The organism is Streptomyces sp. NBC_00224, assembly GCF_041435195.1.
Classification (GTDB): Bacteria; Actinomycetota; Actinomycetes; order Streptomycetales; family Streptomycetaceae; genus Streptomyces.
Window position 1 is genome coordinate 3,193,707 of record NZ_CP108106.1, and the last position, 18,876, is coordinate 3,212,582.

Sequence of the window (18,876 nt, forward strand, 5' to 3'; positions counted from 1 at the left end):
CGGACCGTTTGTGGCTGGTCGCGCAGTTCCCCGCGCCCCTTGAGGGGCGCGGGGTTCAGCCGCGCTTGAGCCCCAGGACCTCCGCCGCCGCGAAGGTCTCGTTCGCCGGGCGGTCGGCGTAGTACGGCGAGAGCAGCTCGTCCAGTTCCCCGTACGAGAACGTCTCCTTTGCCGCGTCGAACTTGGCGGCCACCTTGGGGCGTTCCACGATCGCCACCATCCCGCCGTGCACCACCATCAGCTGGCCGTTGACCCGGGCAGCCGCCGGGGACGCCAGATAGCCGACGAGCGGCGCCACGTGCTCGGGCGCCAGCGGGTCGAGCTGACCGGCACCCGGCTCCTCGAAGCCAGCAAAGACGTCCTCGGTCATCCGGGTGCGGGCGCGGGGGCAGATGGCGTTGGCGGTGACCCCGTACTTGGCGAGCGCGAGGGCGGTGGACGTGGTGAGGCCCACGATCCCGCCCTTGGCGGCCGCGTAGTTGGGCTGTCCGGCCGACCCGGCGAGGAACGCCTCCGAGGAGGTGTTGACGATCCGGCCGTAGACCGGGCCGCCCGCTTCCTTGGACCGCCGGCGCCAGTGCGCGGCGGCGAAGTGGGTGGTGTTGAAGTGGCCCTTGAGGTGGACGTGGATCACCGCGTCCCACTCGGACTCGGTCATCGAGAAGATCATCCGGTCCCGCAGGATGCCCGCGTTGTTGACCAGGACGTCGAGCTTCCCGTACGTGGCGACCGCCAGCCCGACCAGCTCGCGGGCCTGCTGGTGGTCGGCCACGTCGCCGGTGTGGGCGACCGCCGCGCCGCCCGCCGCGCGGATCTCGGCGGCGACCTCCTCGGCGGGCCCGGCCGAGGCCTCGCCGGAGCCGTCCCGGCCCGGCTGCCCGAAGTCGTTGACGACGACGGACGCGCCGAGCCGGGCGAGTTCGAGGGCCTCGGCCCGGCCCAGGCCCCGCCCGGCGCCGGTGACGATCGCGCTGAGCCCTTCAAGTGGCAGTGCCATCGGTCGACCGCGTCCTTTCGGGGTCAGAGGGAGATGCTCGTACGCAGGGCCTCGCCCGTGCGCATCTGGTCGAGGGCGTCGTTGATCCCGGCGAGCGGTACCCGGTGGGTGATCAGGCCCTCCAGGTCGATGCGGCCCGCCCGCCACAGCGCGACGGCCCGCTCGTAGGAGCGCAGCACGTCGCCGCCGCCGTACAGCGACGGCAGGATGCGCTTCTCGTCGAAGAACAGCTCGAACATGTTGACCTGGAAGAAGTCGTCCATGGCGCCCGCGCCGACCACGCACAGGGTGCCGCCGCGCCGGGTCGCCCCGTAGGCGGTGCGGGCGGTGGCGGACTTGCCGACGACCTCGAAGACGTAGTCGAAGCCCTCGCCGCCGGTGATCCGCTGCTTGGCGTCGTCGAGTTCGCTGGGCGAGACGGCCTCGGTCGCGCCGAAGGTGAGCGCGGCCTCGCGCCGGGAGGCCACCGGGTCGACGGCGACGATCTGCGCCGCGCCCTGCACCTTGGCGCCCTGGATGGCGGAGATGCCGACCCCGCCGCAGCCGATGACGGCGACCGACGAACCGGCCTCCACCTTCGCGGTGTTGATGGCCGCCCCGAGCCCGGTGGTCACCCCGCACCCGATGAGCGCGGCGATCTCGTACGGCACGTCGTCGGGGATCGGGACCGCGCATCCGGCGGCGACCACGACCTCCTCCGCGAAGGTGCCGGTGCCCGCGAAGCCGAAGAGGTCGCCGCCGGGGCGCTTGAAGTTGGGGGTGCCCGCGTTCATGAACCCGGCGAGACAGAGGTGGGTCTGGCCGCGCTTGCAGGAGGGGCAGACACCGCAGGCGGGCAGCCAGCACACCAGCACGCGGTCGCCCGGGGCGAGCGAGGTGACCCCGTCGCCGACGTCGAGGATCTCGCCCGCACCCTCGTGGCCGGGGACGAAGGGGGCGGGCTGCGGGAGCACCCCGCTCATCGCGGAGATGTCGGAGTGACAGAGCCCGGTTGCCCGGATCCGGATCCTCACCTTCCCGGGCCCGAAGCCCACCGCCTCGACGTCGTCGAGCACATCGAGCTTGTCCTGGCCGATCTCGTGCAGTACGGCTGCGCGCATGGTGCGGCTCCCCTCTGCTGAGCCCTCTGATGAGCCTTCTTGATGAGCCTTCTTGATGCGCCTCGGGTGAGGCGGTTCAGACGTGTTCGACGAGCGTGTCGGAGAGCACCGGCGCGTCGTCCCGCTCGACGGCCGTCACCGACACCTGGACGCGGCCCTGACCGGCCCACATCCGGATGCGCAGGGTCTCGCCGGGGAAGACGACCCCGGTGAAGCGGGTGGTGTACGAGCGGACGCGGGCCACCTCGCCGCCGAGCAGGGTGTCGACGACCGCCTTGAGCGTCATTCCGTACGTGCACAGGCCGTGCAGGATCGGCCGGTCGAACCCGGCGAGCTTCGCGAAGTCGGGGTCGGCGTGGAGCGGGTTCCAGTCGCCGGAGAGCCGGTAGAGCAGCGCCTGCTCCTCGCGCACCTTCCACTCGACGGTGCGGTCGGGGGCGCGGTCGAGCTGCTCGGTGCGGGCGGAGGGGCCGCGCTCGCCGCCGAAGCCGCCCTCGCCGCGTACGAAGATCTGGGCGTCGCTGGTCCACAGCGGCCCCTCCGCGTCGGCGGCCTCGGTGCGCAGCACCAGGACGGCGGCCTTGCCCTTGTCGTAGACGGCGGCCACCTTGGAGGTGGAGACGGCCTTGCCCCGTACCGGGATCGGGCGGTGCAGGACGATGCCCTGGCCGCCGTGGAGCACGGCGGCGAGGTCGACCTCGATGCCCGGCGCCGAGAGCCCGCCGACCACGCCCATGCCGGCGCCCGCGACGGTGGCGAAGGAGGGCAGCACGTGCAGCTTCGACTCCAGGGTGTACCGCAGTTCGTCGGGGTCGGTCGCCGGGACGCCCGCCCCGAGTCCCAGGTGGTAGAGCTGGATGTCCTTGTGGTCCCAGACGATCTCGGTGGACCGGGGCTCGGCGGCGAGCGCCTTCGCGACGTCGATGGGCATACGGGGGCTGCTCCTTGGAGGTGGGAAGACCTCGGCGCGGCCGTCCGCACCGTCGGCCGCACCGAGGCCGTGCGGGACCGGCTCCGGGCGCCGGTTCTAGAACGCGTTCTAGGGCTCGATGGCCCCTATGTATAACGCAGCACCATAGGATTGGGAACACTTCTGACGCGCCGTCAGGTCTCCTGTTGCCTGCGGATCGCGGGTGGCTGGTCGCGCAGTTCCCCGCGCCCCTGAAGGGCGGGGCCTGCGGCCCCTGCCCCATCGGCGCCGGGCACCCCCAACCCCCAAGGGGCGCGGGGAACTGCGCGACCAGCCCCCACTCACCCGCACCCGAACGAACCGCCGGGACATTTGTCCCACTGAACCCCGTACAAGAACCTCTGCCGGGCCCCACGGGCCACTCCGTAGCGTCAAGGACATGACGCAGACAGCAGCCGCTGGCATTCGGCTCGTACACCGTGATCTCCTACCGACGGTCCGCGAGGACGGAGTGAGCCTGACGAACGGGGAGAACGAGAACGTGGCGCCCAGCCTGCCGAGATTGCCGGAGCTGCCGAAGAGGAGCGCGCGCGACGCCGACCTCCCCGGCCCCCCGGCCAGCGGATACACCCTGCTGCCCTGGCTCCTGATGGGCCTGGGCGCCTTCTCCAACCTGGTCCAGGGCAGGACCGCGAACCCCTGGGTCGGCGGCGCGGGCCTGCTCGCCTTCAACTCCCTCTACGTCACCGTCGCCTTCCGCGCCTTCGACAAGGAGAAGCGCGAGAGCCGGACGACGCTGGTGATCCTGGCCGCGATGGCCGCGATCACCTACGGCCTCGCCCTCTTCTACGGCGGCAACTGGCTGTTCTTCTTCCCGCTGCTCTCGCTGGCCTGCGGCGCGGTGCTGCGGGACAGGCGCCTCGGTCTCACGATCATGGTCCTGGCGGGCTCGGCGGGCGCCGTCTCCGGCATGAAGGCCGGCGAGGTGTGGGGCAACGTGACCCTCGCGTACGGCACGTTCCTCTCCGGCATGGTGACGGCGGCGGTCCTCTCCCTCTCCCAGACCGTGCGCGAACTGCGCGACACCCGCCAGGAGCTGGCCCGTACCGCCGTGGAGAAGGAACGTCTCCGCTTCTCCCGGGACCTGCACGACCTGCTCGGCCACACGCTCTCGGTGATCGTGGTGAAGTCGGAGGCGGCCCGCCGCCTCGCCCCGCGCGACCTGGACGCCGCGCTCGGCCAGGTCGCCGACATCGAGGCGGTCGGCCGCCAGGCGCTCACCGAGATCCGCGAGGCCGTCACCGGCTACCGCGAGGGCAGCCTCGGCACCGAGCTGGACCGGGCCCGCTCGGCGCTGCTCGCGGCCGAAGTGGAGCCGGTGGTGACCCAGTCGGGCCCGCCGCTGCCCGCGCAAGTGGAGGCGCTGCTCGGCTGGGTGGTACGGGAGGCGGTCACCAACGTCGTACGGCACAGCGGCGCGACCCGCTGCGAGATCGTGGTCGACGGCGCGCCCGAGCGGGTACGGCTGAAGATCACCGACGACGGGTGCGGCGTACCGCCCGAACAGCCCGTGGCTCCCGGTCCACGCATCGGCGGCACGGGTCTGAAGGGGCTCACCGAACGCCTCGCGGCGGCCGGCGGCTCACTCGAAGCGGGCCCCGGGCCGCGCGGCGGCTTCCAGGTGAGCGCCGAGCTCCCGGTCGACCCGCTCGACGCGGAGCTCGACGCGGAGTTGGAGGCGCAGGGCTCACGGCAGGACTAGCGGGACCGCTTGGCGTACTCCACGAGTCCGGCGAAGGTGCCGGGGGACAGCAGGAGAACGGGGCTGTCGGTCAGCTTGCTGTCCCGGACGGGGAGCGGCCGGCCGCGTGTGTCCGGCTGGGGGAGGACCCGTGAGAGCCGGGGGTGTCCCGTTGTCGCTGGTGGTCGGCCTTAGCCTGTCGCCATGGATGAAATGCCTCGCGACCACCGCCCCGGAAAGTCCGTACGAGTCCTCCTCGCCGAGGACCAGGGCATGATGCGCGGTGCCCTCGCCCTGCTGCTCGGGCTTGAGGAGGACATCGAGGTCGTCGCGCAGGTCGGCGCCGGGGACAAGATCGTGGACGCGGCGCTCACCTCGCGGCCCGACGTCGCCCTCCTGGACATCGAACTGCCGGGCCTCAGCGGCCTCGACGCGGCGGCCAAGCTGCGCGAGGAGTGCCCCGACTGCCGGGTGCTGATCCTCACCACGTTCGGGCGGCCGGGGTATCTGCGGCGCGCGATGGAGGCGGGCGCGGCCGGGTTCCTGGTGAAGGACGGGCCGGTGGAGGACCTGGCCGAGGCGATCCGGCAGGTGCTGCGCGGCGAGACGGTGATCGACCCGGCCCTTGCCGCGGCCGCGCTCAGCGCGGGCGCGAACCCGCTGACCGCGCGGGAGCGGGACGTCCTGAACGCGTCGGTGGACGGCGCGACCGTCGCCGACATCGCGGGGAAGCTGCACCTGTCGGAGTCGACGGTGCGCAACTACCTCTCGTCGGCGATCGGCAAGACGAGCACCCGCAACCGCATGGAGGCGGTGCGGGCGGCACGGCAGCAGGGCTGGCTCTGAGCGGTCAGCGCCTGGTGGTCCTGGGCAGCCACACCAGCGCGACCACCGTGCTCGCGAGCAGGACGAAGCCGCCGGTGCGGAAGGCGAGCGCATAGCCCTCGGTGAGCGCCTCGGGCGTCAGCGAGTCGCCGATACGGGCGGTGGCGGCGGTCGACAGGATGGCGAGGCCGAGCGCGCCGCCCATCGTGCGGGAGGTGTTGACGAGCCCGGAGACGAGACCGGCCTCGCCGGGCGCGGCGCTGGAGGTGGCGAGCGAGGCGAGCGGCGTCGTCGCGAGCCCGGCGCCGGTCATCATCAGCATGCCGGGCACCAGGATCGACATCCAGTACGGGTCGTGCGCGTGCATCGTGGACTGCCAGCCGAAGCCGGCGGCGGCGATCAGGAGGGCGATGACGGTGAGGTTGCGGGTCCCGGTCACCGGCATGATGCGGGGCGCGATCTTGGCGCCGAAGACGATGCTCAACGAGCTGGGGATGAGGGCGAGTCCGGCGCCCAGCGGGGTGTAGCCGAGGACGTTCTGGGCGTACAGCGTCATGAAGTACCAGGTACAGAAGGTGGCCGAGCCGCAGGCGAACATCACGACGTTGGCGGACGAGACGGCCCGTATGCGCAGCAGCCGCAGCGGCATCAGCGGCGCCGCCGCCCGCGTCTCGACGGCGAGGAAGGCGCCGAGCAGCGCGAGCCCGCCGAGCAGCGTGGCGAGGGTCCGGGGCGCGGTCCAGCCGGCCTGTTCGGTCTGCACGATGCCGTACGCGAGGACCGCGAGCCCGCCGGTGACGGCGACCGCGCCCGGCAGGTCCAGGCGGTTGCGGGTGGCCGCGCGGCTCTCCGTGATCCACAGGGTGGCGCCGGTGAGGACGAGAGCGCCGACCGGCACGTTGATGAGCAGCACCCAGCGCCACGACAGGGTGTCGGTGAGCACCCCGCCGACGAGCCCGCCCGCCGCGCCACCGCCCGCGCCGACCGCCGCCCAGGTGCCTATGGCCCTGGTACGGGCGGCGCCCTCGGGGACGGCGGCGGTGAGGATGGTCAGGGTGGACGGCGCGAGCACGGCGGCGCCGAGGCCCTGCACGCCGCGCGCCAGCAGCAGCTGCCAGCCCTCCTGGGCGAGCCCGCCGGCGAGGCTGGCGGCGGTGAACAGGCCGAGCCCGACGAGGAACATGCGCTTGCGCCCGAAGAGGTCTCCGGCGCGGCCGCCGAGGAGCATGAACCCGGCGTACGCGATGGAGTAGGCGTTGACGACCCACTGCAGCCCGGTCGGGGTCATCCCGAGTCCGGTCCGCATCGAGGGCAGGGCCACGTTGACGACGGAGACGTCGAGCACGACGAGGAACTGCCCGGCGCAGGCGGCGAGGAGGACGAGCCAGGTGCGGGTGGGTTTCGTCCGGGCGGGTATGGCGGCGGTGTCTGCGGGCGCTTGGACCATGTGGCCATGTTTGCAGCCGGTCGTTCGATTCCCCACCCCGCCCCTTCCCTAAAGCCCTCTGGCGGGCGGCCGGTTGGGGCCTCGCCCCCGGGCCCGGTGTTCGTCTGCGGACCGTGGCTGGCTGGTCGCGCAGTTCCCCGCGCCCCTCAAATGCGCCCCTGCGGGGCGGCCCTGTAGGGGCGCGGGGAACTGCGCGAGCAACCCACCACGGTCCGCAGACGAAGCACCCGGCGCCCGCCCAGGGCTTTAGGTGAAGGGGCGGGGTGGGGCCACTACCTCCGTAGGAGCGTCAGCACCGCCGCTCCCCCCAACCCGATGTTGTGCGCCAACCCCACCCGCGCGCCCCCCACTTGACGCGCGCCCGCCTCGCCGCGCAGGTGCTGGACCAGTTCCGCCGTCTGGGCCAGGCCCGTCGCGCCGAGCGGGTGCCCCTTGGAGATCAACCCCCCCGACGGGTTCACCACCCACCGCCCGCCGTACGTCGTCGCCCCGGACTCCACGAGCTTCCCGGACTCCCCCTCCCCGCACATCCCCAGCGCCTCGTACGTCAGCAGCTCGTTGATGGAGAAGCAGTCGTGGAGCTCGATCACGTCGACGTCCTCGATGCCGAGGCCGGAGCTCTCGTACACGAGGCGCGCCGCCGCCCGGGACATGCCCGCGCCGACGACGTCGATGCACCGGCCGGAGGCGAACGACTCCTCCGTGTCCGTCGTCATCGCCTGGGCGACGATCTCCACCGCCCGTTCCTCCAGGCCGTGTTCGGCGGCGAAGCGCTCGGAGACGACCACGGCCGCCGCCGCGCCGTCGGACGTCGGCGAGCACTGGAGTTTCGTCAAGGGGCGGTGGATCTCCTTCGACGCCAGCACCTCCGCCACCGAGTAGTCCACCTGGAACTGCGCGTTCGGGTTGTTCACCGAGTGGCGGTGGTTCTTCGCGCCGACCGCCGCCAGCTGCGCCTCGGTCGTCCCGTACAGCTCCATGTGCTCACGCGCCGCGTTGCCGAAGATCTGCGCGGTCGGCGGGCTCATCTCGAAGCCGTGGGCGGCGGCCATGACGGAGTAGTGGCGGGCCACCGGGGACGTCGAGAAGTCGTCACCCGCGCCACCCCCCAGCGCGCCCCGCTTCATCTTCTCGAACCCCAGCGCCAGCACGCACTCGCTCGCCCCGCCCTCCACCAGCTGCCGCGCCAGCATCAGCGCGCTGGCGCCCGTCGCGCAGTTGTTGTTGACGTTGTGGACGGGGACGCCGGTCAGACCGAGTTCGTACGCCGCCCGCTGGCCCGCCGTAGACGGCTGGAAGCAGTAGCCCGCGATCACCTGCTCGACCTGCTCGTACGGGAGACCGGCGTCGGCCAGTGCCGCCTCACCCGCCTCCCGCGCCATGTCCCAGTACTGCCACTCCCGCGACTCGGGTTTCTCGAACCTCGTCATGCCGGCTCCGGCCACAAAGCTCTTCACGTCCGTACTCCTTCAGTCTCGCGGCAGGCCGAGGATCCGCTCGGCCACGACATTGAGCTGGACCTGGGTGGTGCCGCCCGCGATGGTCAGACAGCGGGACATCAGATAGCCGTGGACGGCCCGCCGCGCCGGGCCCTCGGCCGTCGCGCCCGCCGGGCCGAGCAGCTCCAGGGCGAGCTCGGCCACTTTCTGCTGGTGGGCGGTCTGGACGAGCTTGCGCACACTGGCCCCGGCGCCGGGCTCCAGGCCCGACACCTGGAGCATGGTGGTGCGCAGCCCGATGCAGGCGAGTGCGTGTGCCTCGGCGGCCAGCGCGCCGATCCGGGCGCGGTACGAGCCGTCCAGGCCGTCGGCGCGGGCCAGCAGCGCCTCCAGGCCGGTGTCGAAGGTCAACTGGTCGGCCATGTGGACGCGTTCGTTGCCCAGGGTGTTGCGGGCGACCCGCCAGCCGCCGCCCGGCTCGCCGACGACCGCGTCGTGCGGCAGCGGTGCCCCGTCGAAGTACACCTCGTTGAAGAGCGCGTCGCCGGTGATCTCGCGGAGCGGGCGTACGTCGATCCCCGGCGTGTGCTTCATGTCGACCAGGAAGTACGTCAGGCCTTCGTGCTTGGGTGCCTCGGGGTCGGTCCTGGCGAGCAGGATGCCGTGGTCCGCCCACTGGGCCGCGCTCGTCCACACCTTCTGGCCGGTGATCCGCCAGCCGTCGTCGGTGCGCTCAGCCCGGGTCCGCAGGCTCGCCAGGTCGGAGCCCGCCTCCGGCTCCGAGAACAGCTGGCACCACAGCAGGTCCCCGCGCAGGGTCGGCAGCAGGAAGCGCTCCTGCTGCTCGCGCGTCCCGTACGCGAGCAGCGACGGCACCACCCAGGTGCCGATGCCCAGCTCGGCGACCTTCACCCCGGCCGACCTCAACTCCTCCTGGATGACCAGTTGTTGCGTCGGATCCGCGCCCAGGCCGTACGGCGGGGGCAGATGCGGTGCGGCATAGCCGGTGGGGGCGAGGGCGCGGCGGGCGGCCGCCGGGTCGAGGCCGCGTACGGACTCCGCCGCCTCCCGCGCCGGGCCCCGGAACGCCTCCGCCTCCTCGGGCAGTTCGAGCCGCAGCTCCCGGCGCGCCCCGGCCCCGGCGAGCCGGACGGCCCGCTGCCGGTGGGCGTCCCCGGCGCCGAGGAGCTGGCGGGCCACCAGGGCGCGGCGCAGCTGGAGGTGGGCGTCGTGCTCCCAGGTGAAGCCGATGCCGCCGAGGATCTGGACGCAGTCCTGGGCGCAGGTGAACGCGGCGTCCAGGGCGGTGGCGGCCGCAAGCGAGGCGGCCAGGCCGCGCACCTCGGCCCGCTCCGAGTCCGCCGCCCGCGCCGCGTCCCACACCAGCGCGCGGGCCTGCTCGACCCGGACCAGCATGTCGGCGCAGAGGTGCTTGACCGCCTGGAACTGCCCGATGGGCCGCCCGAACTGCTCGCGCACCTTGGCGTGGGCGACCGCCGTGTCCAGCGCCCGGGCGGCGGTGCCGCACGCCTCGGCGGCGAAGAGGACGGCCGCGAGGTCCTGTACGAGCGCGGGGTCCACGGCGAGTACCCGGTCGTCCGCGACCGTGCGGCCGTGCGCGACGACCTCGGCGGTGGGGCGCGTCGGATCGGCGCTGTCGTGCGCCCGTACGTCCAGGTCCGCCGCGCCCACCACCAGCCACAGCGTCTCCTCGCCCGCACGGGCGGCCAGGACCAGCAGGTCGGCCTGCGCCCCGGCGAGGACGGGCGGCGCGACCCCGTCGAGCGTCCAGCCCGCCGGGTCCCGTACGGCGGTGAGGGTCCCGGGGCCCAGCGCCACGGCCGCGGTCCGCACCCCGGTCGCGATCGCGTCGACCTCCGCCGGATGTCCCGCCCGCTCAAGCACCGCCGCCGCGAGCACGCTCGACAGGTACGGGCCCGGCAGCACGCCCCTGCCCGCCTCCTCAAGGACCACCGCGAGCTCCACCAGGCTCCCGCCGCCGTACCGCTCGCCCAGGTGGACCCCGAGCAGGCCCTGCTCGGCCAGCGCGTCCCAGTACGGCGGCCTGGCGGCGTCCCCGGCGGGCGCGTCGAGCAGCTTGCGCACCTCCTCGACCGGCACGGCCCGCGCCAGCCGGCCGCGTACCGCCTCGGCCAGCTCCCGCTGCTCCCGGGTGATTCCGATGCCCATGCGCACTCCCCCGCCGCCACGGCCGCCACTGGAACGGCGTCAGACTAGAACACGTTCCAATCTGACGGAAGGTCAGATCAACGGCCGGTTCGGCGGGGATTACGATGTGGCGCCACCCGGAGACACGATCCGCGTCCCCTCACGACCCACAGGAGCCCTGCCATGGCGACACCCAAGCCGGAGATACTCGCCGCCTTCGAGGCCGCCAAGGGCTTCATGCCCGTACGCGAAGGGCTCGCGCTCTACGACGCGGCCGTGGAGGCGGGCGCGCTCGGCCTGCCGCTCCTGGAGGTCGGCACCTACTGCGGCCGCTCCACACTGCTGCTCGCCGACGCCGCCCGCGCCGCGGGGACCGTCGCCGTCACCGTCGACCACCACCGGGGCAGCGAGGAGCAGCAGCCCGGCTGGGAGTACCACGACCCCACCGTGGTCGACCCGGAGGTCGGCCTGATGGACACCCTGCCCACCTTCCGCCGCACCCTGCACCAGGCGGGCCTGGAGGACCACGTGATCGCGGTCGTGGGGCGCTCGCCGCAGGTGGCGCGGGTCTGGGGCGGCCCGGTGGGGCTCGTCTTCATCGACGGCGGACACACCGACGAGCACGCCACCGGGGACTACGAGGGCTGGGCCCCCCACCTCGCCGAGGGCGGCCTCCTGGTGATCCACGACGTCTTCCCCGACCCGGTCGACGAGTTCACCGGCCAGGCCCCGTACCGCGTCTATCTGCGCGCCCTCGCCTCCGGCGCGTTCACCGAGGTGTCGGCCACCGACTCGCTGCGCGTCCTGCGCCGCACGCGCGCCGGCGTGTGAGGACGCACGCCGCAGTGCACCCCTTCGGCCGCACGAACCGCGCCCCCACCGACCTCCCCGGCTAGCATCGCAGCGTGTCGTACGACAGCGAGTCCCCCACCCCCGCCCGGCGCCGTATGCGCGGCAACCTCGTCATCGTGACCGCCGCGCTGGTCCCGACCGCCCTGGCCGGATGGCTGGTGTGGCAGGCCATGGGCGGCTCCGGCGGCCAGGACGACAAGCCGCCGAAGGTGCTGCCGCTGCCGAGCGGGCCTGCCGTGCCGCCCTCGGGGAACGGGACCGCGAAGCCGCCGACCGTGACCGTGACGGCCACCCCGTCGCCGTCCGCCTCGGCCTCCACCCAGTCGGCCCGCCCCACCGGGCCGCTCGCCGGACGGGTCGTGGTGATCGACCCGGGGCACAACCCGAGCAACTTCAAGCACGCTGCCGAGATCAACCGCCAGGTCGACATCGGGACGAACAAGAAGGAGTGCGACACCACCGGCACCGACACGCAAGGCGGGTACACCGAGGCCGCGTTCACCCTGGACGTCTCGCACCGCATCCGGGCGCTCCTGGAGAAGCTGGGCGCGACCGTCACGTACACCCAGGACAACGACCGGCCGTTCGGCCCGTGCGTGGACGAGCGGGCGGCGATCGGCAACCGGGCGAAGGCGGACGCGGTCGTCTCGGTGCACGCCGACGGCGCGGACCAGGGCAACCACGGCTTCCATGTGATCCTGCCCGCCCTGGTGAACGCGGGGAAGGCGAACACCGCCCCGATCGTGGCCCCCTCGCGTGAGCTGGGTGTGAGGATCGCGGGGAAGTTCGTGCACGCCACGGGCATGCCGCCCTCCAACTACGTGGGGGACGGCACCGGGTTGGACGTCCGCAAGGACCTCGGCGGGCTCAATCTGTCGACCGTGCCGAAGGTGTTCATCGAGTGCGGGAACATGCGGGATTCGGGCGACTCGGCCCTGCTGACGAGCGCGGACTGGCGGCAGAAGGCCGCCCAGGGCATCGCGGACGGGATCAGCAGCTTCCTGCAGAAGTAAGGGTGTCGCCGACGCGAGCGGTCGGCTGCGGGTCGGTCACGGTCTGAGCACCGAGGGGACTTCCCACCCGGTCAGACGATAGATTCTCCTCCGGGCGGGGAACCGCCCCCGTGCTTCGCGCCGTGTGCACGTACACCGGCGGCAGCGATGACCGCCCCGACGAGACGACCCAAAAGGACTATTTACGTGAACATCCGCTCCCTCACGCGAGGCGACGGCGTGGTGATCGGAGCAGCGGTGGTGCTGTTCATCGCCTCGTTCCTCGATCTCTACTCGGTCGGCAATTCGTGCTCCGGTACGTTCTGCCCGAAGCTCGACCTGCCGAACGCCTGGGACTCGCTGGGCCTGCTGATGAGCATGTTCCTGGCCGGCATCATCGGAGCAGTCCTCATCGTGGTGGCCCGTTCGCTGCCGCAGCCGAAGAAGATCGCCGGCATCGACCTGGGCCAGTTCGGCACCGCGTTCACGATCTTCTCGGCGTGGACCGCGTTCTGGACCATCATCGACATGGACAAGGCCGGGGCCGGCATGATCCTCGGCCTGATCGCCGCGCTGGTGCTCGCCGCGGGCGCCGTGGCCGGCCCGATGGTCGCCGCGCTCAAGGCCCCGCTGATGGGCGCCCCGCGCCCGGCCGTGGCCCCGTACGGCGCCCAGCCCTACGGCGCGCAGCCCGCGGGCGGCTACGGCTACCCGGGCGGCGCCCAGCCGCAGCCCCAGCCGTACGGTGCCGCGGCCCCCGACCCGAGCCAGGGCGGCCAGGCCCCGGCGCCCGGCGCCCCGGCCCAGCCGCAGCCCGCGGCCGGCGCCGCGGCGGGCGACTTCGCCCCGTTCTGGTTCGCCGTTCCGGTGGCCCGTCCCCTGTACCCGGAGGACGGCTCCCCCACGCCGATCGCGGAACTCGCGCCCGGCACGTGGTACCTGGCGGTTGAGCAGCGTGGTGCGGCGCTGGTCGCGCAGACGCAGGACGGTCGTCGTGGGGTTCTTCAGGACACCACGGGGATCCAGCGGGGTTAGTTCGTTCATCCACCGCATGGCATCCACGGCCCCTCGCCCCTTTCGGGCGGGGGGCCGTTCCCGTACGCTCCCCTGACGATCCGTCAGATCTTGCTACGGACAGGGGCTCTCGTCATGCGGCTGGGACTCGCACTGGGCTACTGGGGGCGGGGCCCCGACCCCGGGCATCTGGAGCTGGCCCTGGAGGCCGAGCGGCTCGGGTACGACTCGGTCTGGACCGCGGAGGCCTGGGGGTCGGACGTGTTCACGCCGCTGACCTGGATCGCCGCGCACACCTCCCGTATCCGGCTGGGCACGGCCGTCGCGCAGATGGCAGCCCGCACCCCCACCGCGACCGCCATGCACGCGCTCACCCTCGACCACCTCTCCGGCGGCCGCGTGCTGCTCGGCCTCGGGCTTTCGGGGCCGCAGGTGGTGGAGGGGTGGTACGGACGGCCGTTCCCGTCCAGCCCGCTGACGGCGACGCGGGAGTACGTGGAGGTGATCCGGCAGGTGCTGCGGCGCGGGGCGCCGGTGGAGCTGGACGGCCGCTTCCACGCGCACCCGTACCGGGGCGCGGACGGCACCGGCCTCGGCAAGCCGCTCAAGTCGATCACGCATCCGCTGCGGGCGGACCTGCCGGTGCTGCTCGGCGCCGAGGGCCCCAAGAACATCGCGCAGACGACCCGGATCGCGGACGGCTGGCTGCCGCTGTACTGGTCGCCGACGCGGCTGGACGCGTACGAGGCGTCGCTGGCGGGGGCGCCCGAGGGCTTCACCGTCGCCCCCATGGTCCGGGCGCACGTCTGCGACGACGTGGCCGAGGGGCTGTTGCCGGTGAAGGCGATGCTCGGCTTCTACATCGGCGGGATGGGGCACGCGGCCCGCAACTTCCACGCGGATCTGATGGCGCGGATGGGGTACGAGGCCGAAGCCCGCCGGATCCAGGCGCTGTTCGCGGAGGGCCGCCGCGAGGAGGCGGTACGGGCGGTGCCCGACACGTTCGCCGACGAGATCTCGCTGGTCGGGCCGCGCGAACGGATCGCGGACCGGCTGGAGTCGTGGCGCGCGGGTCCGGTGACGGACCTGCTGGTCACGTCACCGGACCTGACGACCCTGCGGGTACTGGCGGAGCTGAACGGCTGAGCCGGCTCAGCCGCCGCTGAGCTGGGAAGCGGACGGCACCTGGTCCTTGACCTCGGCGCCCGCGCTCTTCCCGGCGTCCTTCACTCCACCGATGACGCTCTCGAACATCCCGACGTCCGCGTCGGTGGCATCGCCCTTGCGCAGCTTGGAGCCGAGGTTCTTGAGCGAGTCGATGCCGGAGCTGAGGGGGGCGACGGCCTTGGAGAGAAGCGGGTCGCCCTTGGCGTTGTTCACGGCCGCCTTCAGCCGGTTGTAGGTGAAGGCGCCGGCCAGACCGGCCTTGACCAGGGCGAACGTCCGCCCCTTGGTGCCCTTCTTGAACTTGCCCGCCTTGAAGGGTTTCACGATCCACTGGTAGGCGGCGCCCGCCGCGAGTCCCGCGTTGGCGACGAACCGCGTCTTGGCGAGCTTCTGCTTCTCGAAAGAGCTGGACGGCGTCGGGGAGGCGCTGGCCTCCGCCGCGGTCAGGCTGTTGCGGGCGCTCTTGGTTTCGCCTCCGCAGGCGGTCGTCGACACCAGGACGGTGGTGGACAGGACGACCGCCACGAGTATGCGGCGGAAGTTGAGCGTACTGGGCACGGTGACCTCCGGGGATGTGTCGTCCTCCCCGGCAGCCTCACCCGCCCCGGCCGACACCGCCACTCGGGCGAGCCCATGTGAGTGCCCGGTCTTTGTCTGCGGGCCGGTGGGGGCTGGTCGCGCAGTTCCCCGCGCCCCTAGGTAGTTAGGGGCGCGGGGAACTGCGCGAGCAACCCAGCACGGTCCGCAGACAAACGAAGCGGGGCGCAGGGGCCGCAGGCCCCGCAAAAGGGGTCCGGGGGCGAAGCCCCCGGGAAACCCACCTCCACCCCCACCCACCCCCGGAGGGTTTAGGGAACGGGCGGGGTGGGGTGATCGCAGCACTCGGGGCGCAGCCCACGCGGCAGGCGGTCGCCCGCGAACACCGCCGCCGTCGCCTCGTCGCCGCCCAGCGCCGCCACCGCGAGCAGCAGCGACCCCGCCGTCCACGTCGTGAGCTCCTCCGGCCACACCGCCCGGTCGCCCTCGAAGACGTAACCCGTCCAGTAGAGGCCGTCCCCGGCCCGCAGGTGCTGGATGGACTGGAGGATCTCCAGGGCGCGGTCCGACTCGCCCATCACCCACAGCGCGAGGGCGAGTTCGCAGCTCTCGCCGCCCGTGACCCACGGGTTCGGCAGCACGCACCGCACCCCGAGGCCGGGCACCACGAAGTCGTCCCAGCGTTCCTCGATGCGCGCCTTCGCCCCGGCGCCGGTCACCGCGCCGCCGAGGACGGGGTAGTACCAGTCCATCGAGTAGCGGGACTTGTCGAGGAAGCGCTCGGGGTGGGCGGCCACGGCGTGCGCGAGCGCACCGGTGGCCAGCTCCCAGTCCGGCTGCGGCTCCTCGCGCTGCTCGGCGATGGCGAGCGCGCACCGCAGCGCCTGGTGGATCGAGGAGCTGCCGGTCAGCAGCGCGTCGGTGACCGGCGAGCCGTCCTCCTCGCGCTTCCAGCCGATCTGCCCGCCCGGCTGCTGGAGCCGCAGCACGAACTCGACGGCCGCGTACACCACCGGCCACATCCGGTCGAGGAAGGTGTCGTCGCCGGTGGCGAGGTAGTGGTGCCAGACGCCCACCGCCACGTACGCGACGAAGTTGGTCTCCCGGCCCCGGTCGGTGATCCGCGCGAAGTCCCCGTCGTGGTACGCCGCGTACCAGGACCCGTCGTCGTTCTGGTGCCGCGCCAGCCACTCGTAGGCACGCGCCGCGGCCTCGTGCTCGCCCGCCGCGTCCAGGGCCATGGCGGCCTCGGTGTGGTCCCACGGGTCCAGGTGGTGGCCGCGGAACCACGGTATGGCGCCGTCCTCGCGCTGCACGGCGAGGATGCCTGCCACTGTGGCGGCGGCCTGCCCGGCGGTGAGCACCCCCGGCAGGACCAGGTGTTCGGTCCGCTCCGGTGAGGTCACTTGGCGGCGACCTTGTCGAAGCGCGCGAGGTGCAGCTTGGTCGCGTACGCCACGAAGCTCTTGCCGACGACCGGGTTGAGCGCCTGCTCCGCGAGCCGTGTGACCAGGGGCTTCTTCATGATGTCCCAGACGAGCAGCTTGTGGTACGCCCGCACCGGCAGCGCTTTGTCGTTGTCCACGCCGAATGCGCACTTCAGCCACCAGTACGGCGAGTGCAGCGCGTGCGCGTGGTGCGTGCCGTACGGCTTGAGGCCCGCCTCCTTCATCTTGCCCAGGAGCTCGTCCGCCTTGTAGATGCGGATGTGGCCGCCCTCGACCTCGTGGTACGCGTCGGAGAGCGCCCAGCAGACCTTCTCCGGCCCGTAGCGGGGCACGGTGACCGCGATCCGACCGCCCGGCTTGAGCACCCGGACCATCTCGGCGAGCACGCCCTTGTCGTCCGGGATGTGCTCCATGACCTCGGAGATGATCACGACGTCGAAGGACTCGTCGGGGAAGGGCAGGTTGAGCGCGTCGCCCTCCATCGCGGTGGCGGTCGCCCCCTCGGGCGCCTCACCGGCCTCCTTCATCGCCGCGAACCACTTGGCGACCTCGCGGATCTCCTCGCCGTTCTGGTCGAGCGCCACGACCTGCGCACCGCGCCGGTAGCACTCGAAGGCGTGCCGCCCCGCGCCGCAGCCCAGGTCGAGCACGCGGTCGCCCGGGGCGAGCGGGAAGCGGGAGAAGTCGACGGTCAGCACGGAGCCTGCCCTTTCACATAACAAAGACCGGAGGCCGCGGAGCGGCCGGGATTCTGGGCCGCGGAGCGGCGGGGGCCTGGGCGGCCGGGGTGGTGGGGGCCGGGGCGGTGCCGGGTCACCCGGTGGGCTTTCCGGCCGCGGAGCGGCCCTGCGCGGCGATCGCGGAGCGATACAGCTCGGCGGTGCCCTCGGCCGCCCGGGCCCAGGTGAACCGGTCGAGGACCCGCTCCCGCCCGGCCGCGCCGAGCCGTGCGCGCAGCTCCGGGTCACCGAGCAGCCGGTTCAGAGCCGCGGCCAGTGCGCCCGGCTCGCCCGGCGGCACCGCGAGGCAGGTCTCCCCGTCGGGCCCGGCGACCTCCGGGATGGCGCCGCCGGTCGTGGCCACCAGGGGTGTCCCCGTCGCCATCGCCTCGGCGGCCGGGAGCGAGAACCCCTCGTACAGCGAAGGCACACAGCTGACCTGCGCGGACCGTACGAGGTCGACCAGCTCCGCGTCGGTGATGCCCTTGACGAACCGGACCGCGTCGCCGAGCCCGTACTTCTCGATGGCCTGCGCGACCGGCCCGTCCTCGGCGCGCTTGCCGACCACGACGAGGTGCGCCGCGGGGTGCTCGGCGCGCACCTTGGCGAGCGCCTCGACGAGGAAGACGAGCCCCTTGAGCGGTACGTCCGCGCTGGAGGTGGTGACGATCCGGCCGGGCACCTCGGCCACCGACGGGTCCGGGGACCACAGGTCGGTGTCGGCGCCGATGTGCACGACGGAGATGCGGTCCTCGCGCACCCCGAGGTGCTCGACGATCTCGCGCTGCGAGGAGCCGGAGACGGTGAGCACGGAAGGCAGCCTGCGGGCGACCCGCTTCTGCATCCGGGTGAACCCGTACCAGCGGCGCACCGAGGAGCGCCGCTTCCAGTCGCCGGCGGCGTCCAGCTCCAGCTGCCGGTCGACGGTGATGGGGTGGTGGATCGTGGTGACGAGGGGCGCGCCGAGGTCCGCGAGCAGGCCGTAGCCGAGCGTCTGGTTGTCGTGGATGACGTCGAACTCGCCCTTGCGGGCGGCGAGGTGGCGCCGGGCCCGCAGCGAGAAGGTCAGCGGCTCGGGAAAGCCGCCGGTCCACATGGTGGCGACCTCGACGGCGTCGATCCAGTCCCGGTACTCGTCCTTCTTGGGCGTACGGAACGGGTCGGGCGAGCGGTACAGGTCCAGGCTGGCGAGCTCGGTGAGCGGCACGCCCTCGTCCAGGACGGGGTACGGCTGCGCGCCGATGACCTCCACGCTGTGTCCCAGGCGGGCGAGTTCGCGGGAGAGGTGGCGTACGTAGACGCCCTGGCCGCCGCAGAACGGATTGCCCTTGTACGTCAGGAGGGCGATCCGCAGCGGGCGGTCGCCCGCACGGGCCGGCTCCCCTGCGCGGGGGCTTGCCTCTACGGCCTCTGCGGTCACTCGCGGCCCCTTCATCGCTGCGTTTCGCCGGAGCGTAACCGCTCGCGCTAATCTAGAACAAGTTCCAGACTTGATCCTTCTTGATCTCTCCGAGGAGCC

At 72.8% G+C, this 18,876-nt stretch carries 16 protein-coding genes; 6 read left to right on the forward strand and 10 right to left on the reverse strand.

Going from position 1 to position 18,876, the window contains the following annotated elements; translation table 11 throughout:
- Window positions 1-55: 55 nt before the first annotated feature.
- From OG965_RS14250 to OG965_RS14260, 3 genes are all read right to left on the reverse strand, one after another.
- A complete protein-coding gene (locus OG965_RS14250) occupies window positions 56-997 on the reverse strand; it encodes a 3-oxoacyl-ACP reductase (protein ID WP_371652428.1) in 942 nt (313 codons plus the stop codon).
- Between the two features lie 23 nt (window positions 998-1,020).
- A complete protein-coding gene (locus OG965_RS14255; RefSeq protein ID WP_371652429.1) occupies window positions 1,021-2,097 on the reverse strand; it encodes a Zn-dependent alcohol dehydrogenase in 1,077 nt (358 codons plus the stop codon).
- Between the two features lie 76 nt (window positions 2,098-2,173).
- Window positions 2,174-3,028: a MaoC/PaaZ C-terminal domain-containing protein gene (locus tag OG965_RS14260; protein ID WP_371652430.1), complete on the reverse strand. Its 855-nt coding sequence runs from the start codon at window positions 3,026-3,028 to the stop codon at window positions 2,174-2,176.
- Window positions 3,029-3,656: 628 nt separating this feature from the next.
- Between OG965_RS14260 and OG965_RS14265 the strand changes: the two genes are divergently transcribed.
- Entirely contained in the window at window positions 3,657-4,769 is a 1,113-nt protein-coding gene (locus OG965_RS14265) for a sensor histidine kinase (RefSeq protein ID WP_371656940.1), read from the forward strand.
- A gap of 183 nt (window positions 4,770-4,952) precedes the next feature.
- Window positions 4,953-5,594 (forward strand): response regulator, encoded by a 642-nt coding sequence (locus OG965_RS14270; RefSeq protein WP_371652431.1) that lies wholly within the window; start codon window positions 4,953-4,955, stop codon window positions 5,592-5,594.
- A gap of 4 nt (window positions 5,595-5,598) precedes the next feature.
- Here OG965_RS14270 and OG965_RS14275 read toward each other — a convergent pair whose 3' ends face one another.
- The 3 genes from OG965_RS14275 to OG965_RS14285 form a co-directional block, all read right to left on the reverse strand.
- A complete protein-coding gene (locus OG965_RS14275) occupies window positions 5,599-7,020 on the reverse strand; it encodes an MFS transporter (RefSeq protein WP_371652432.1) in 1,422 nt (473 codons plus the stop codon).
- A 272-nt stretch (window positions 7,021-7,292) separates the two neighbouring features.
- Complete coding sequence (locus OG965_RS14280; protein ID WP_371652433.1) at window positions 7,293-8,477, reverse strand: lipid-transfer protein; 1,185 nt, start codon at window positions 8,475-8,477, stop codon at window positions 7,293-7,295.
- Between the two features lie 12 nt (window positions 8,478-8,489).
- Entirely contained in the window at window positions 8,490-10,649 is a 2,160-nt protein-coding gene (locus tag OG965_RS14285; RefSeq protein ID WP_371652434.1) for an acyl-CoA dehydrogenase, read from the reverse strand.
- Window positions 10,650-10,811: 162 nt separating this feature from the next.
- Here OG965_RS14285 and OG965_RS14290 point away from each other — a divergent pair, with 162 nt between their 5' ends.
- The 4 genes from OG965_RS14290 (at window position 10,812) to OG965_RS14305 (ending at window position 14,632) form a co-directional block, all read left to right on the forward strand.
- Window positions 10,812-11,459: a class I SAM-dependent methyltransferase gene (locus tag OG965_RS14290; RefSeq protein ID WP_371652435.1), complete on the forward strand. Its 648-nt coding sequence runs from the start codon at window positions 10,812-10,814 to the stop codon at window positions 11,457-11,459.
- A gap of 74 nt (window positions 11,460-11,533) precedes the next feature.
- Window positions 11,534-12,493, forward strand: coding sequence for an N-acetylmuramoyl-L-alanine amidase (locus tag OG965_RS14295; RefSeq protein WP_371652436.1), 960 nt, complete (start codon window positions 11,534-11,536; stop codon window positions 12,491-12,493).
- 186 nt (window positions 12,494-12,679) lie between these two features.
- Complete coding sequence (locus OG965_RS14300) at window positions 12,680-13,507, forward strand: hypothetical protein (protein ID WP_371652437.1); 828 nt, start codon at window positions 12,680-12,682, stop codon at window positions 13,505-13,507.
- Between the two features lie 114 nt (window positions 13,508-13,621).
- On the forward strand, window positions 13,622-14,632 hold the full coding sequence (locus tag OG965_RS14305) for an LLM class F420-dependent oxidoreductase (protein WP_371652438.1): 1,011 nt from the start codon (window positions 13,622-13,624) through the stop codon (window positions 14,630-14,632).
- Between the two features lie 6 nt (window positions 14,633-14,638).
- Here the strand turns inward: OG965_RS14305 and OG965_RS14310 are convergent, their stop codons facing one another.
- From OG965_RS14310 to OG965_RS14325, 4 genes are all read right to left on the reverse strand, one after another.
- Window positions 14,639-15,211: a hypothetical protein gene (locus tag OG965_RS14310; RefSeq protein ID WP_371652439.1), complete on the reverse strand. Its 573-nt coding sequence runs from the start codon at window positions 15,209-15,211 to the stop codon at window positions 14,639-14,641.
- Between the two features lie 290 nt (window positions 15,212-15,501).
- Complete coding sequence (locus OG965_RS14315; RefSeq protein WP_371652440.1) at window positions 15,502-16,596, reverse strand: prenyltransferase; 1,095 nt, start codon at window positions 16,594-16,596, stop codon at window positions 15,502-15,504.
- On the reverse strand, window positions 16,593-17,336 hold the full coding sequence (locus OG965_RS14320; RefSeq protein WP_371652441.1) for a class I SAM-dependent methyltransferase: 744 nt from the start codon (window positions 17,334-17,336) through the stop codon (window positions 16,593-16,595). Before OG965_RS14320 ends, OG965_RS14315 begins: the two co-directional genes overlap by 4 nt.
- Window positions 17,337-17,451: 115 nt before the next feature.
- Complete coding sequence (locus tag OG965_RS14325) at window positions 17,452-18,777, reverse strand: glycosyltransferase family 4 protein (RefSeq protein ID WP_371652442.1); 1,326 nt, start codon at window positions 18,775-18,777, stop codon at window positions 17,452-17,454.
- Window positions 18,778-18,876: the final 99 nt, after the last annotated feature.

Bases quoted from the DNA above. Each gene is read 5' to 3' on its own strand.
- OG965_RS14250 (WP_371652428.1), bottom strand. From the start codon at position 997: ATGGCACTGCCACTTGAAGGGCTCAGCGCGATCGTCACCGGCGCCGGG.
- OG965_RS14255 (WP_371652429.1), bottom strand. From the start codon at position 2,097: ATGCGCGCAGCCGTACTGCACGAGATCGGCCAGGACAAGCTCGATGTG.
- OG965_RS14260 (WP_371652430.1), bottom strand. From the start codon at position 3,028: ATGCCCATCGACGTCGCGAAGGCGCTCGCCGCCGAGCCCCGGTCCACC.
- OG965_RS14265 (WP_371656940.1), top strand. From the start codon at position 3,657: ATGGGCCTGGGCGCCTTCTCCAACCTGGTCCAGGGCAGGACCGCGAAC.
- OG965_RS14270 (WP_371652431.1), top strand. From the start codon at position 4,953: ATGGATGAAATGCCTCGCGACCACCGCCCCGGAAAGTCCGTACGAGTC.
- OG965_RS14275 (WP_371652432.1), bottom strand. From the start codon at position 7,020: ATGGTCCAAGCGCCCGCAGACACCGCCGCCATACCCGCCCGGACGAAA.
- OG965_RS14285 (WP_371652434.1), bottom strand. From the start codon at position 10,649: ATGGGCATCGGAATCACCCGGGAGCAGCGGGAGCTGGCCGAGGCGGTA.
- OG965_RS14290 (WP_371652435.1), top strand. From the start codon at position 10,812: ATGGCGACACCCAAGCCGGAGATACTCGCCGCCTTCGAGGCCGCCAAG.
- OG965_RS14305 (WP_371652438.1), top strand. From the start codon at position 13,622: ATGCGGCTGGGACTCGCACTGGGCTACTGGGGGCGGGGCCCCGACCCC.